Annotated in this window: 14 protein-coding genes, 1 tRNA gene and 1 rRNA gene; 5 read left to right on the forward strand and 11 right to left on the reverse strand. The window is 55.8% G+C overall.

The genetic code is table 11. The features are described 5' to 3' along the window. Window positions 1-6: 6 nt before the first annotated feature. The 7 genes from KI610_RS16560 to rplM all read right to left on the reverse strand — a co-directional run bounded on the left by KI610_RS16560 (window position 7) and on the right by rplM (window position 4,765). Window positions 7-83 (reverse strand) — tRNA-Ile (locus KI610_RS16560). A 60-nt stretch (window positions 84-143) separates the two neighbouring features. Then, window positions 144-1,681 (reverse strand): 16S ribosomal RNA (locus tag KI610_RS16565). Window positions 1,682-2,194: 513 nt separating this feature from the next. Continuing rightward, the gene (gene erpA, locus KI610_RS16570; protein ID WP_226496052.1) at window positions 2,195-2,545 is read right to left on the reverse strand and encodes an iron-sulfur cluster insertion protein ErpA; all 351 of its coding nucleotides are present in this window, start codon (window positions 2,543-2,545) and stop codon (window positions 2,195-2,197) included. A gap of 64 nt (window positions 2,546-2,609) precedes the next feature. Beyond that, complete coding sequence (locus tag KI610_RS16575) at window positions 2,610-3,011, reverse strand: bactofilin family protein (RefSeq protein WP_226496053.1); 402 nt, start codon at window positions 3,009-3,011, stop codon at window positions 2,610-2,612. A gap of 11 nt (window positions 3,012-3,022) precedes the next feature. Then, window positions 3,023-3,601, reverse strand: a complete 579-nt coding sequence (locus KI610_RS16580; protein WP_226496054.1) for a DUF6776 family protein — start codon at window positions 3,599-3,601, stop codon at window positions 3,023-3,025. A gap of 333 nt (window positions 3,602-3,934) precedes the next feature. Further along, window positions 3,935-4,327, reverse strand: a complete 393-nt coding sequence (rpsI, locus tag KI610_RS16585) for a 30S ribosomal protein S9 (protein ID WP_226403796.1) — start codon at window positions 4,325-4,327, stop codon at window positions 3,935-3,937. 9 nt (window positions 4,328-4,336) lie between these two features. Then, window positions 4,337-4,765, reverse strand: coding sequence for a 50S ribosomal protein L13 (rplM, locus tag KI610_RS16590; RefSeq protein WP_117607868.1), 429 nt, complete (start codon window positions 4,763-4,765; stop codon window positions 4,337-4,339). A gap of 503 nt (window positions 4,766-5,268) precedes the next feature. On the opposite strand from rplM, the gene KI610_RS16595 reads away from it, so the two are divergent. Further along, entirely contained in the window at window positions 5,269-5,697 is a 429-nt protein-coding gene (locus tag KI610_RS16595; protein ID WP_226496055.1) for an OsmC family protein, read from the forward strand. A 16-nt stretch (window positions 5,698-5,713) separates the two neighbouring features. Here KI610_RS16595 and coq7 read toward each other — a convergent pair whose 3' ends face one another. Genes coq7 through KI610_RS16610 form a run of 3 tightly spaced genes read right to left on the reverse strand, consistent with a single transcriptional unit; the run spans window position 5,714 to window position 7,408 of the window. Beyond that, window positions 5,714-6,337: a 2-polyprenyl-3-methyl-6-methoxy-1,4-benzoquinone monooxygenase gene (gene coq7 / locus KI610_RS16600; RefSeq protein WP_226496056.1), complete on the reverse strand. Its 624-nt coding sequence runs from the start codon at window positions 6,335-6,337 to the stop codon at window positions 5,714-5,716. 4 nt (window positions 6,338-6,341) lie between these two features. Next, window positions 6,342-6,857, reverse strand: coding sequence for a CNP1-like family protein (locus KI610_RS16605; protein ID WP_226496057.1), 516 nt, complete (start codon window positions 6,855-6,857; stop codon window positions 6,342-6,344). A 2-nt stretch (window positions 6,858-6,859) separates the two neighbouring features. Further along, entirely contained in the window at window positions 6,860-7,408 is a 549-nt protein-coding gene (locus KI610_RS16610; RefSeq protein ID WP_226496058.1) for an RNA pyrophosphohydrolase, read from the reverse strand. Between the two features lie 110 nt (window positions 7,409-7,518). On the opposite strand from KI610_RS16610, the gene KI610_RS16615 reads away from it, so the two are divergent. Continuing rightward, window positions 7,519-9,249: a proline--tRNA ligase gene (locus KI610_RS16615; RefSeq protein WP_226496059.1), complete on the forward strand. Its 1,731-nt coding sequence runs from the start codon at window positions 7,519-7,521 to the stop codon at window positions 9,247-9,249. Next, window positions 9,237-9,848, forward strand: a complete 612-nt coding sequence (locus KI610_RS16620) for a lytic transglycosylase domain-containing protein (RefSeq protein ID WP_226496060.1) — start codon at window positions 9,237-9,239, stop codon at window positions 9,846-9,848. Before KI610_RS16615 ends, KI610_RS16620 begins: the two co-directional genes overlap by 13 nt. A 69-nt stretch (window positions 9,849-9,917) precedes the next feature. Here KI610_RS16620 and ffh read toward each other — a convergent pair whose 3' ends face one another. Next, window positions 9,918-11,273, reverse strand: a complete 1,356-nt coding sequence (ffh, locus tag KI610_RS16625) for a signal recognition particle protein (RefSeq protein ID WP_226496061.1) — start codon at window positions 11,271-11,273, stop codon at window positions 9,918-9,920. A 29-nt stretch (window positions 11,274-11,302) separates the two neighbouring features. Between ffh and KI610_RS16630 the strand changes: the two genes are divergently transcribed. Next, window positions 11,303-12,142: a cytochrome C assembly family protein gene (locus tag KI610_RS16630; protein ID WP_226496062.1), complete on the forward strand. Its 840-nt coding sequence runs from the start codon at window positions 11,303-11,305 to the stop codon at window positions 12,140-12,142. Between the two features lie 186 nt (window positions 12,143-12,328). Next, window positions 12,329-14,044 carry a type IV-A pilus assembly ATPase PilB gene (gene pilB / locus KI610_RS16635; protein ID WP_226496063.1) on the forward strand — a complete coding sequence of 572 codons (1,716 nt, stop codon included), beginning with the start codon at window positions 12,329-12,331 and terminating at the stop codon, window positions 14,042-14,044. Window positions 14,045-14,051 lie beyond the last annotated feature (7 nt).

Consider the following 14,051-nt stretch of genomic DNA (forward strand, 5'->3'; position numbering starts at 1 on the left):
TGACGTTGGTGGGTCTGGTTGGAATCGAACCAACGACCCCCGCCTTATCAAGACGGTGCTCTAACCGACTGAGCTACAGACCCTCGTCTGTTTGCTACTCATGAACAACCGATAGGTTGTGGGTGCCAGAGATGCTTCTCTAGAAAGGAGGTGATCCAGCCGCAGGTTCCCCTACGGCTACCTTGTTACGACTTCACCCCAGTCACGAACCCCGCCGTGGTAAGCGCCCTCCTTGCGGTTAGGCTACCTACTTCTGGCGGAACCCGCTCCCATGGTGTGACGGGCGGTGTGTACAAGACCCGGGAACGTATTCACCGTGACATGCTGATCCACGATTACTAGCGATTCCGACTTCACGCAGGCGAGTTGCAGCCTACGATCCGGACTACGATCGGCTTTCTGGGATTAGCTCCCCCTCGCGGGTTGGCAACCCTTTGTACCGACCATTGTATGACGTGTGAAGCCCTACCCATAAGGGCCATGAGGACTTGACGTCATCCCCACCTTCCTCCGGTTTGTCACCGGCAGTCTCGTTAAAGTGCCCAACTGAATGATGGCAATTAACGACAAGGGTTGCGCTCGTTGCGGGACTTAACCCAACATCTCACGACACGAGCTGACGACAGCCATGCAGCACCTGTGTTCCGGCTCTCTTTCGAGCACACCCAAATCTCTAAGGGCTTCCGGACATGTCAAGGGTAGGTAAGGTTTTTCGCGTTGCATCGAATTAATCCACATCATCCACCGCTTGTGCGGGTCCCCGTCAATTCCTTTGAGTTTTAACCTTGCGGCCGTACTCCCCAGGCGGTCAACTTCACGCGTTAGCTCCGGTACTAAATGGTTTTACCCACCCAACACCTAGTTGACATCGTTTAGGGCGTGGACTACCAGGGTATCTAATCCTGTTTGCTACCCACGCTTTCGTGCATGAGCGTCAGTATTGGCCCAGGGGGCTGCCTTCGCCATCGGTGTTCCTCCACATCTCTACGCATTTCACTGCTACACGTGGAATTCCACCCCCCTCTGCCATACTCTAGCCTGCCAGTCATAAACGCAGTTCCCAGGTTGAGCCCGGGGATTTCACGCCTATCTTAACAAACCGCCTGCGCACGCTTTACGCCCAGTAATTCCGATTAACGCTCGCACCCTACGTATTACCGCGGCTGCTGGCACGTAGTTAGCCGGTGCTTCTTATTCCGGTACCGTCATCCACACAGGGTATTAACCCATGCGTTTTCTTCCCGGCTGAAAGAGCTTTACAACCCGAAGGCCTTCTTCACTCACGCGGCATGGCTGGATCAGGGTTGCCCCCATTGTCCAAAATTCCCCACTGCTGCCTCCCGTAGGAGTCTGGACCGTGTCTCAGTTCCAGTGTGGCGGATCATCCTCTCAGACCCGCTACAGATCGTCGCCTTGGTGAGCCTTTACCTCACCAACTAGCTAATCTGATATCGGCCGCTCAATCAGCGCAAGGTCTTGCGATCCCCTGCTTTCCTGCTCACAGAATATGCGGTATTAGCGTAACTTTCGCTACGTTATCCCCCACTGAAAGGTACGTTCCGATACATTACTCACCCGTTCGCCACTCGCCACCAGGATTGCTCCCGTGCTGCCGTTCGACTTGCATGTGTAAGGCATGCCGCCAGCGTTCAATCTGAGCCAGGATCAAACTCTTCAGTTCAATCCAACAAAAAAACAACTCACAATTCACTGACGGTAGATTGTTACATCTACCTCGATGGATCTCTCCATCCGTGTGATTGCCTTTAATACTTTTTGCGACTTGCGTCGCTTCGCATCAAGGCACCCACACCTATCGGTTGTCCAAATTGTTAAAGAGCTTCTTACTTCACCGCGCCGTCGCTTTCGCTTCGTCTGCAGCGGAGAGGCAAGATTATGAAGAACTTCTCACCTCCCGTCAAGCTTTTCTGCAAAATTTCTTGCTTCGCCTGACTCCCCTACAACCGCCGGAAACGCCCGGCACCGCAGGAGAGGTGCGCATTCTACTGATTAAATCCACGCCGTCAACACAAAACTGAAACTTTCTCCAACCTCCATCAACCACACCACTGAAATCAGTCAATTACACCGTAGACAACTTCAAGAATATCAATCTCTCGAACACCCAACGGAACTCAATAGCCGCAAAAAAGGCGGCTTTCGCCGCCTCCGCCTTTTTCACAAATAGAATCAATCAAGCCGAAAACGATGACCCACAACCACAGGTAGAGGTTGCATTCGGATTACGAATGACAAACTGCGCACCCTCCAGCCCCTCACTGTAGTCAATCTCAGCCCCGACCAAATATTGATAGCTCATTGGATCGATCAGCAGGGTAACGCCATTTTTTTCCATGGTCGTATCGTCTTCATTGACCTCCTCGTCAAAAGTGAATCCGTACTGAAAACCGGAACACCCTCCGCCAGTGACGAAAACACGCAATTTAAGGCCGGGATTACCCTCCTCTTCGATCAGTTCCTTTACCTTGCCGGCAGCACTATCAGTAAAAACAAAAGGCGAGGTCGTTTCAGCAACTACGTTCATAAGACAAACTCCTGAGAAAATTCGTGCGAAATTATGCGAGCCGACGAAATCACGGTCAATAAAATTAGGCAGAAGTCGCCAACTTTAGTTCCACCGGTTTGCTGGCCGAATGGAGCAGGCGACCTTCGATGACAGCACCTTGCTGCATTTCAATTATGGCGTATTCAACATCACCGACAATGCGTGCCTTTGATTGCATCTCCAGCGACTGAGTCACAGCAACCGGACCGACAACCGTGCCGTTCGTTACCAAATGAGCCACATTCACCGCTCCCTCAACCCGCGCATGCTCACTCAGCACAAGCATGGAGGAAGAGGCCCCCTCGGCGGCAAGAATACTGCCCTTAACCTCTCCATCAATGCGCAATCCTCCTGTAAAACAAATACTGCCTTCTACACGAGTGCCGGCACCAATCAGACTATCGATACGCCCCAAGGATTTGCTTTCTACTTTTTTTCCGAACATCTGGTCTACTCCTAGAGTTGAGCCAATCGCTTGAACCTAAGTGTATCACCCTGCAGAACCCTGGCCTCCACCCCCAACAAGACAGCCCCCACTGGCAACTCAAACACCCCTTCACGACGCAAAAAATGTTTTAGCTCAAACTGATACTCCGCGAGACTTTCCCGTTTATCTGGCAATAGCAACTGCCCCCTCTTTCCGGAGATATCAATATTAACGACCAACTGAAGGCGCCCACGAAAATCGGGATTCTGGCTGTCGGGCTGAAATGCAAGGAGCAATCGATAGCGAAAACGCCCCGGCACCTCCTGAGCAACTCGAAAGTTCTCAATACGAATAGCAGCGCCCTCTCCAGCCACCGGGATCAATCGCTCATACAAAAGGATATCCTCCTTAAGCGCAGCATTTTGAGCTTCCAAGCCCTGAATTCTTCCCAGCAATTGCTGCTGAGTTGCCCGTTCAATACTGACCGCGTTTCGGCCGACTCCTGCACCCGAGCGGAGAATATTCAACTCCTCTTGTTGCGCCAGTAATTGCTGACGCAACACCTCTACTTCCTGCCCCAGCGTCCCCGTCTCATTGCGCTGAGCCATCAACCATCCGACAGCCCCAACCAAGAGAGCCAACAACACAACTGGCAGAGCGAGCCATTGCCATGGGAAATGACTTCGCACAACCACCTTCGGCGCCGCAATTCCGAAACGCCGTCGAAACCGCCTCAGCCTCAGGGCTACAGCAGGAGTTGGCATAACACCGTGAATTCGTCTCGGCTCGACATGCGACCCATCCCCATCCCCCTCACCATGATTTCAAATTCTTGACCATAGGTAACATCAAGGCACCGACCACAAAGCGAGGAGGCATGATACTCCGCGACCCAAAAACAAAAAAGCCGCCCAAAGGCGGCTTTTTCTTCGCGAAACGAATTAACGCTTGGAGAATTGCTTGCGACGACGGGCTTTGTGGAAGCCGACCTTCTTACGCTCGACTTCACGGGCATCGCGAGTGACGAAACCAGCCTTCGACAGCGCGGGCTTCAGTGCAGCATCGTATTCGATCAGCGCACGGGTAATACCGTGGCGAACTGCGCCTGCCTGGCCGGATTCGCCACCGCCGATAACGTTGACTTTGATATCAAAGCCACTCAACTGTTCAACCAGCGCCAACGGCTGACGCACAATCATGCGGCCCGTTTCGCGAGAGAAGAACTGATCAACCGGCTTGCCATTAACAACGATGGCGCCAGAGCCGCGCTTCATGAACACACGAGCAACGGCGCTCTTGCGACGACCGGTACCGTAAAAATAACCTTCAGCCATGATAACCCCTTAGATTTCCAGAGCCTTCGGCTGCTGGGCAGTGTGAGGATGCTGTTCGCCAGCGTAGCACTTAAGCTTCTTGAGCATGGCATAGCCCAGCGGACCCTTCGGCAGCATGCCCTTGACGGCGGTTTCCAGGGCACGGCCCGGGAAACGCTGCTGCATCTTCTTGAAGTTGGTTTCGTAGATACCGCCCGGATAACCGGAGTGACGGTAGTACTTTTTATCTTCGGCCTTGTTACCGGTCACGGTAAGCTTTTCGACATTGGTAACAACGATGAAATCGCCGGTATCAACGTGCGGGGTGTAAATAGCCTTGTGCTTGCCACGCAGACGGCGGGCAATTTCGGTTGCGAGGCGGCCGAGCACCTTGTCTGTGGCGTCTACCACAAACCACTCGCGCTTCACCTCATGTGGCTTGGCGGAAAACGTTTTCATATAAGTGTGCCGTCCTGAAAAATTTGGGCGCAGATTGGAGAAAGGCGCGGATTCTAGTCGACTCCTGCAACAGGTGTCAATGCCCATCCATTCATTTCAACAACAAAAGGACAAAAAAAACGCGGCTCGCTGAGCCGCGTTAAATCCACACCAAAGGAGGAGGGTGGAGGAGACAAATCTGAACTGAAGAACTCATCGCTGTTAAGTCACTACAGTTCGTACGCTTTGCATTCTCCACGAACTGCGCGCAGAGCACAAGATATATTTGTGCAACGCACCATTTGATTGATTATTTAAAAATAAATATTATTTATATAGATTAATATATTGATTTAAAGCAGTAATACAATTAACAATTCACTAAATTTACCATTACGAAAACATATGACAACCCCGTCGCCGGTGAAAAACAGGCAATAATTTGCTGCGGCGCAGCATTTCTCCGAGATCAAGCCCGAACACATCACATCCGTTAGAATTCACGGTCTTGCAAGGAGATCACTATGGAATGCACCATTAGATGGATGGGTAACGATGCTGGAATGTCGTTTGTCGCGGAGACCGGCAGCGGTCACGCCGTGGTCATGGATGGCGCACCAGAGGCAGGAGGAAGAAATCTGGGCCTGCGTCCAATGGAGATGGTTTTGGCCGGCACCGGTGGTTGCACAGCATTTGACGTCGTATTGATTCTGAAGAAAGGGCGCCACGCCGTTAGCGGTTGCGATGTCAGCCTGAAGGCAGAGCGCGCCGAGAGCGATCCAAAGATCTTCACGCACATCCACTTTCACTACCGCGTCAAAGGTAAGCAGCTCAAGCCTGATGTCGTTGCGCGCGCAATCGAGCTGTCAAAAGACAAATATTGCTCGGCATCAATCATGATGGCCAAGACAGCAGAGATCACGCACGACTTCGAAATCATCGAAGAAGACTGATCCCCTTATTGGCAGATCAGATGCGGTAGGCGGCCCCGGTCATCACCTTGGCCGCCATTTTCATGGCGATTTTTATCGGAGAGGGAAGTTCGGCCGCACCATATTGAACGGCCGTTTCGGCATGCTGGATCTCATCTAGGCGCATCTGGTCGACTATCGCCCGCGAACGGCCATCCTCCGCAGGCAAACTAAGCAAATGCCCGTCCAGATGGGCTTCGACCTGCCGCTCGGTTTCAGCCAGGAAACCCAGATTCCATTTGTCGCCCAAAGCGCCCGCGGCAAGCCCCAGACTCAGCGAACCAAGATAGAGGAACGGATTGAGCAGGCTTTTGCGCCCCCCCAATTCGGTAATACGCTGTTCTGTCCAGGCAAGATGCTCGGTTTCTTCGTTAGCGGCGCCACGTAGCGCCTCGCGGATTGCTGGATCCCGGGAAGTAAGTGCTTGCCCTTGATACAACGCCTGAGCGCAAATTTCACCGCAGTGGTTGACACGCATCAGGCCAATAGCATGCCCCTTTTGTTCGGCATCCAGATCAGCTTCCGGTAACGCTTCGCCAGGCGTTGAACGAACGCTGCGTGCCGGCACAAGCACTGTGCGCAAGGCACGGTCAAATTCGACAATCAGTTGATCAGGAGACATGGCTTCAGCGCTTGTTATCCGGGTGCACGCCTTTTATCAAGGCGTTTCGCGCCTCAGCGGCATCTTGCACAATGTTGCCAACTGGGCAGAAATACTCAAGAAAGAGCGCTGCATGCTGACGATTCGCATAGGCATCCTGAATGCGTACCCATTCGTTTTTCCGGGCCTTCGACCAGCTTCCATCCAGCCGCCCCGAGGCATAGATACGACGCTCACGAGTCTCGCAACGCATCCCTTCGTAGGTCACGTTGCGGGCGCCCTGCGGCGTCAAGACGAGCAGGACGTAGCGCACGACGCCATCGCTACCGACGGTGAGCGTCGCCCCATCGATAAAAAAGCGGTTTTCAGTGGCTGCGCTGACGTAAAACGGCAGCAAAGTTTCTTGCTTGGGCGCCGCCGGCAGCTGAACCTCGATTTCCTGCCATTGCTTGCTCTCGTAATCCTCTTCGAAATCAGCAAAAGCCGTGGCGGATACCAGCGTGGCAGCCAACAAGAGCGATGCACTGCGGAACAATGACATGGTTAATCCTCGTGCGAGGCTGGAACATCGGAATCCGACGGCTCACCAGACAGCCGTCGGTGCTTCGTCCCTTTGCGGTCGAAATCGATGAAGCGGACGAGCTCGTTGAGCGCCTGCTCGTAAACCAGGCGTTTGAACTCGATCACCGCATCGAGCGGAATCCAGTAATCGTTCCAGCGCCAGGCATCAAATTCCGGCTTGTTGGTAGCGCGCAGACTGACGTCGCTGTCGCGCCCTACCAGGCGAAGCAGGAACCAGATCTGTTTCTGGCCCTTGTAGGATCCGCGCCATTCGCGCTTGATCCAGTGTGTCGGCACTTCGTAACGCAACCAGCCTTTGGTTCGCCCAAGGATACGCACGTGTTCGGGCAGGAGCCCGACCTCTTCGTGCAGTTCTCGAAACATGGCTTCTTCCGGCGTTTCGCCGCGTTTGATGCCACCTTGCGGAAACTGCCAGGAATGTTCACGTATGCGTTTTCCCCAGAAAACCTCGTTCTTGGCGTTACAAAGAATGATGCCGACGTTCGGGCGATAGCCTTCGCGGTCGAGCATAGAAATCCTGAAAATTAGTAGTTAGGCGGATTCTTTCACAAAGGGCTCCCGCATGCAAAGAAGCGGGACCGTGTAAAATCGAGGTTTCGCAACGAATTCAAGAGCATCCCATGCGCACTTCGCAGTTCTTTTTTACAACACTCAAGGAAGCGCCGGCCGACGCTGAAGTTATCAGCCAGAAAATGATGCTGCGCGCCGGCTATATCAAGCGCGCCGCGGCGGGCATTTATACCTGGATGCCGCTCGGTTTGCGTGTGCTGCGCAAGGTTGAGAATATCGTGCGCGAAGAGATGAACAATGCCGGTGCGCTTGAGCTGCTGATGCCGGCCGTGCAGCCGGCCGAACTGTGGCAGGAATCCGGCCGCTGGGAACAATACGGCCCGGAACTGCTGCGTTTCAAGGATCGTCACCAGCGCGAATTTGTCATCGGCCCGACACACGAGGAAGTGATTACTGACGTCGTGCGGCGCGATGTGAAGAGCTATCGTCAGCTGCCGATTCACCTGTATCAGGTGCAGACCAAGTTCCGCGACGAGATTCGTCCCCGTTTTGGCGTCATGCGCGGACGCGAATTCCTGATGAAGGACGGCTACTCGTTCCATTCGTCTTTCGACGATTTGAAGCGCGAATACTGCAACATGTACGACACCTACAGCCGGATTTTCACGCGCCTGGGCCTGCGGTTCCGTGCCGTGGCGGCTGACACCGGCTCGATTGGCGGCACCGGCTCGCATGAATTCCACGTTCTGGCCGATTCCGGCGAGGATGATATCGCTTTCTGCCCGGATTCCGGCTATGCCGCCAACGTCGAACTGGCCGAGGCCGTGGCGCCGTCCACCGCGCGCGGCGCTGCGACGCTGACGATGACCAAGGTCGCCACACCGGGCAAGATGGCTTGCGTCGATGTCGCCGAATGCCTGGGCGTACCGCTGGAAAAAATCGTTAAATCGATTGCCGTCATGAGCGAGAAGGAAGATGGCAGCACGACATTCGCCCTGCTCTTGCTGCGCGGCGACCACGAACTGAATGAAATCAAGGCGAGCAAGATTGTCGCCATCAACCCCTTCCGTTTCGCTACGGAGCGCGAGGTCGAGGAATATCTGGGCTGCCAGCCCGGCTATATCGGCCCTTCCACGGTCGACCGGAAAAAAGTGGCTATTTTTGCCGACCGCAGCGTTGCCGCGATGAGCGATTTCGTTTGCGGAGCCAACGAGGCAGGTTTCCACCTGACCGGCGTCAATTTTGGCCGCGATCTGCCGGAACCGGAAGTGGCCGATATCCGCAACGTCGTCGCTGGCGATCCTTCGCCCGACGGCAAAGGCACGCTGGAAATCCTCCGCGGCATCGAAGTCGGCCACATTTTCCAGCTCCGCCAGAAGTACGCCGAGGCGCTGAACTGCGCTTACCTCGATGAAAACGGCAAGAGCCAGATCATGGAAATGGGTTGCTACGGGATTGGCGTGTCGCGCATCGTCGGCGCCGCCATCGAGCAGGGCAACGACGACAAAGGCATCATCCTGCCGCCGGCCATAGCGCCGTTCGAGGTCTGCCTGGTGCCGATGGGCTATCACAAGAGCGAGGCTGTCAAGGCGGCCGCCGACCAGCTATACGGTGAATTGAAGGCGGCTGGCATCGACGTCGTGCTCGATGACCGCAACGAGCGCCCCGGCGTCATGTTTGCCGACATGGAACTGATCGGCATCCCGCATCGCGTCGTCATTGGCGAGCGCGGTCTGAACGAAGGCCAGCTCGAATACAAGGGCCGCCGCGATGCTGAACCGACGATGATCGCGCAAGCCGATGTACTCAGCGTCCTCAAAGGAAAGTTGTGCGCCGCCTGATTGCGGCCCTTTGTTTGTGTGGCGCGTCAGCGGCCTTCGCCGGCGCGCAAGTATATGAACCGCTTTCGGCCAGCGTCCAGGCTGCGCTGCACAAGGCTGTCTCAGACTCCCGCCCGACAGTCAGTTCGTTCAAGACCCCGATGGAGGCGGCCGACTGGCTGGGCGAGATGTCGCGCCGGCTGGAAAAACGCATCCCGAACCGCGAATACCGCATCGATCTGTTGCGCAGCGTGCATTACGAAGCGACCCGCGCCGGGCTGGATCCGCAGCTGGTGCTCGGCCTGATGCAGGTCGAATCCGGCTTCCGCAAATACGCCGTGTCGTCGGCCGGGGCGCGCGGCTACATGCAGGTCATGCCCTTCTGGGTCAAGGTGATCGGCCGCCCGGATGACTCGCTGTTCGACCTGCGGACCAGCCTGCGCTACGGCTGCACCATCCTGCGTCATTACCTGGATATCGAAAAGGGCGACTACTTCCGCGCCCTCGGCCGCTACAACGGCAGCCTGGGAAAACCGGAATATCCGAACATGGTCCGCGCCGCCTGGCAGAACCAGTGGGGTTACGACAAACCTTCCCGACTGGCACAGTCAGGACTTTGATTTTGGGCCTTTTTTCCGGTTGACCGTGGGATTGCCACGGTCAACCGGAAAAAAGACCCAAAAATGAAATCAGCGCATCCCAGGCATCATTCCCTTCATGCCACGCATGAGCTTGCCGATGCCGCCCTTGGCCATCATCTTCATCATTTTCTGCGACTGTTCGAACTGGTTGAGCAGGCGATTGACCTCCTGCACCTGAACCCCCGCCCCCATCGCTATGCGACGCTTGCGGCTGGCTTTGATCAGTTCCGGCTTGGCCCGCTCAAGCGGCGTCATCGAATTGATGATCCCCTCGACCCGTCCGACCATCTTGTTCTCAGCCCCGGCCGGCATCTGACCGGCCATCTGGGCGATCTGTGCCGGCATCTTGTCCATCAGCGCCGACAGGCCGCCCATATTGCGCATCTGGCCGATCTGTTCCTTGAAATCGTTGAGATCGAAGCCCTTGCCGGATTTGAGCTTCTTGGCGAAGGCAATCGCCTTTTCCTCATCCAGACCTTTCTTGGCATCTTCGATCAGCGACAACACATCGCCCATACCGAGAATCCGCGAGGCCATCCGCTCCGGATGGAAAGCCTCCAGCCCGGTCAGCTTCTCGCCCACACCCGAGAACTTGATTGGCTTGCCGGTGACATGGCGCACCGACAACGCTGCACCACCACGCGAATCGCCATCCAGCTTGGTCAGCACGACGCCCGTCAGCGGCAATGCCTCGTTGAAGGACTTGGCCGTATTGACCGCATCCTGGCCCAACATGGCATCGACGACGAACAATGTTTCGATCGGGTTGATCGCGGCATGCAGCCGCTTGATTTCGGCCATCATTTCTTCGTCGATAGCCAGACGGCCGGCCGTATCGACGAGCAACACGTCGTGGTAATGACGCTTGGCCCAGTCAATCGCCGCCACGGCAATCGCCTCGGGCTTCTCGCCAATGGTCGACGGGAAGAAATCGATCCCGGCCTGCCCGGCCACCGATTTCAACTGCTCGATAGCCGCCGGACGATAAACGTCACAGGAGACAACCAGCACCTTCTTCTTGTGATTTTCCTTGAGGAACTTGCCCAGCTTGCCGACCGTCGTCGTCTTGCCGGCGCCCTGCAAACCAGCCATCAGGATAATCGCCGGCGGCTGGGTATTGAAATTGATGCCTTCGTGGGCATCGCCCATGATCTTGGTCAGTTCGGCGTGCACAACGCCGATCAGCGCCTGACCCGGGCTCAACGAACCGATCACCGCCTCGCCGACCGCCTTTTCCTTCACTGCAGCGATAAAATCCTTGACCACCGGCAAGGCCACGTCGGCCTCGAGCAGCGCCATACGCACTTCGCGCAAGGCATCGGCAATATTGGTTTCGGTCAGGCGAGCTTCGCCCTTGAGCGTCTTCATGACGCGAGCAAGGCGATTGGTCAGGTTATCGAGCATGTCGTTTGGGCTTCTAGTAGAATCTAAGGATGGTTGATATTGTAATTCAGCTTCTGCCGCACATTCTTGCTGCCCTGCTTTATGGTGCACTTGGCTTCCATTTCTGGAACACCCGCTGGCGCGAGGGAGAAAACCAGTGTGTCGCCTGTCCCATGCAAATCTGGGAACGGGTTGCCATTGCCACCGCCTTGGTCGTGCACGCCACCGGCCTTTACGACGCCCTGTTTGCCGAAGTCGGCATGCGCTTCTCGTTCAGTTTTGCCCTGTCGCTCATGATGTGGCTCGCCGTTCTCATTTACTGGCTGGAAAGCTTCATGGCACGCATGGAGGGCATGCAGCCCATGGTTCTGCCGCTGGCAGCACTATGCACCGCGCTTCCCGTCTTCTTCCCGAACGTTCATCTGGTCGCCCACGCCAGCGCCACCGGCTTCAAACTCCACTTCCTGGCCGCCATGCTGGCCTACAGCCTGCTGACCCTGTCTGCACTGCACGCGATTTTCATGGGCTTTACCGAAAACGCCCTGCACAAGCACTCGCTGAAACGCAGTCTGAACAGCCTGCCGCCCCTACTGACCATGGAAAAGTTGCTGTTCCGCATGCTGCTCGTCGGCTTCGTTCTATTGACCCTGACTGTCGGTAGCGGTGTTTTCTTCTCCGAAGCCCTGTTTGGCAAACCTCTGACGGTGGATCACAAAACCCTGTTCGCCTTCGCTTCGTGGGGCATCTTTGCCACACTGCTTGTTGGGCGCCACGTTTGGGGCTGGCGTGGCAAACGCGCCCTGCGCTGGACCCTGGCCGGATTCGCGCTGCTGATTCTGGCCTACGTTGGCAGTCGATTCGTCGCCGAAGTCATCCTCGGACGCGTCTAAGCAGCAGACACCCCCTTTTCGGCGGCGCTGCCGGGGTCGCCATTCAAGAGCATGAGACCCGACGCAGAGGTGTCGTTAACGTCTGCAACTTTCGACCTGAACCCGCCTGGCAACCGAGCGATCCTTTACAAACGGGCGCCTGCGTAGCATCATCAAGCGATCTAATCGGCATTTCCATATCGATCAATGGCAGCAACACCTCAAAATCCTCCACTCGGCGGCCTGGCACGAGCCCTTGTACAGGCCGGGCAACTCAAGGAGGCCGAGGCAGAACAATTGCTGGCACAAGCTCACAGCAGCAAGACATCGCTGATCGAGCAGATCATAATCAGCCAAAAAGCCGGCGCGCTCGATATCGCGCGTTTCGTTGCCGACACCTTTGGCTATCCACTACTCGATCTCGCCGCATTCGATGAGGCGCACATCCCGTCAGACGCGATCGACAGAAAGCTGATCGCCACCCACAAAGTCATCCCGCTCAACAAGCGTGGCAACCGTCTTTCGGTCGCCATCGCCGACCCGACCAATCTGCGCGCCCTCGACGAAATACGCTTTCAGACCGGACTCGCTGTCGACCCCATCGTCGTCGAGCAATCGAAACTCGCCCCTCTGGTTGCCAAGTACGCCGAATCCGCTGCGGATGCACTCAAGAATTTCACCAGCGAAGACATCAACCTCGACTTTCTCGACGAAGAAGCGGCAGGCAAAGCTGACGAAGTGGCCGGCCAGGAGATTGATGATGCTCCGGTTGTCAAATTCATTCAGAAAATGTTGCTGGATGCCATCAACGACGGCGCTTCCGACATCCACTTCGAACCCTACGAAAAGTTCTATCGCATCCGCTTTCGGGTCGACGGTATCTTGCGTGAAGTCGCCACGCCCCCCTTGGCGATCAAGGAAAAAATCGCCTCGCGAATCAAGGTCATTTCCCGACTGAATATTGCCGAAAAGCGTGTCCCCCAAGATGGGCGGATGCGACTCGTATTATCGAAGAATCGGGCCATCGATTTCCGGGTCAGTACCCTGCCGACATTGCAGGGCGAAAAGATCGTTATGCGGATTCTCGACCCTACTTCCGCCACATTGGGCATTGAGGCACTCGGCTATGAACCGGAACAGAAAGCCACTCTGCTGGAAGCCATCAGCCGGCCTTACGGAATGATTCTGGTGACCGGGCCAACCGGCTCCGGCAAAACGGTATCGCTCTACACCTGCCTGAACATCCTGAACAAGGATGGCATCAATATTTCGACGGCCGAAGATCCTGCTGAAATAAACCTCCCCGGCGTCAATCAGGTTAACGTCGACGACCGCGCGGGACTAACTTTCCCCGTCGCGCTCAAAGCCTTTCTGCGCCAGGATCCGGACATCATCATGGTCGGCGAAATCCGCGACCTGGAAACCGCAGAGATATCGATCAAGGCTGCCCAGACAGGCCACCTTGTACTTTCGACACTGCATACAAATGACGCACCGCAAACCTTGACCCGCCTGATGAACATGGGAGTCCCCATGTTCAACATTGCCTCCAGCGTTCTCCTGATCACCGCTCAACGTTTGGCCCGTCGACTCTGCAATTGCAAAAAACCCATCACAGTTCCAGAACAGGCACTTCTTGATGCGGGGTATGCGGAGGCAGACCTCGATGGATCCTGGACACTGTTCGGCCCGAGCGGTTGCGATCGCTGCAAAGGTACTGGCTACAAAGGGCGAGTTGGCATCTATCAGGTCATGCCAATATCCGAGGCCATGCAGCGCCTGATCCTGAGCGGAGCCACTGCGCTTGATCTGGGCGCCCAAGCCAAGGCTGAAGGGGTGAAAAACCTGCGCGAATCCGGTTTGTTGAAGGTAAAACAAGGCATGACGTCACTTGACGAAGTCTTAAGCACTACCAACGCCTAATGAAAAG

It is taken from the genome of Ferribacterium limneticum (genome assembly GCF_020510565.1).
In the GTDB taxonomy this organism is placed as follows: Bacteria; Pseudomonadota; Gammaproteobacteria; order Burkholderiales; family Rhodocyclaceae; genus Azonexus; species Azonexus limneticus_B.

Excerpts from the sequence above, each read along its gene's own strand:
- rpsI (WP_226403796.1), bottom strand. The coding sequence starts at position 4,327 with ATGGCTGAAGGTTATTTTTACGGTACCGGTCGTCGCAAGAGCGCCGTT.
- rplM (WP_117607868.1), bottom strand. The coding sequence starts at position 4,765 with ATGAAAACGTTTTCCGCCAAGCCACATGAGGTGAAGCGCGAGTGGTTT.
- KI610_RS16575 (WP_226496053.1), bottom strand. The coding sequence starts at position 3,011 with ATGTTCGGAAAAAAAGTAGAAAGCAAATCCTTGGGGCGTATCGATAGT.
- KI610_RS16605 (WP_226496057.1), bottom strand. The coding sequence starts at position 6,857 with ATGTCATTGTTCCGCAGTGCATCGCTCTTGTTGGCTGCCACGCTGGTA.
- erpA (WP_226496052.1), bottom strand. The coding sequence starts at position 2,545 with ATGAACGTAGTTGCTGAAACGACCTCGCCTTTTGTTTTTACTGATAGT.
- coq7 (WP_226496056.1), bottom strand. The coding sequence starts at position 6,337 with ATGTCTCCTGATCAACTGATTGTCGAATTTGACCGTGCCTTGCGCACA.
- KI610_RS16615 (WP_226496059.1), top strand. The coding sequence starts at position 7,519 with ATGCGCACTTCGCAGTTCTTTTTTACAACACTCAAGGAAGCGCCGGCC.
- ffh (WP_226496061.1), bottom strand. The coding sequence starts at position 11,273 with ATGCTCGATAACCTGACCAATCGCCTTGCTCGCGTCATGAAGACGCTC.
- KI610_RS16580 (WP_226496054.1), bottom strand. The coding sequence starts at position 3,601 with ATGGCTCAGCGCAATGAGACGGGGACGCTGGGGCAGGAAGTAGAGGTG.
- KI610_RS16630 (WP_226496062.1), top strand. The coding sequence starts at position 11,303 with ATGGTTGATATTGTAATTCAGCTTCTGCCGCACATTCTTGCTGCCCTG.
- KI610_RS16610 (WP_226496058.1), bottom strand. The coding sequence starts at position 7,408 with ATGCTCGACCGCGAAGGCTATCGCCCGAACGTCGGCATCATTCTTTGT.
- pilB (WP_226496063.1), top strand. The coding sequence starts at position 12,329 with ATGGCAGCAACACCTCAAAATCCTCCACTCGGCGGCCTGGCACGAGCC.
- KI610_RS16595 (WP_226496055.1), top strand. The coding sequence starts at position 5,269 with ATGGAATGCACCATTAGATGGATGGGTAACGATGCTGGAATGTCGTTT.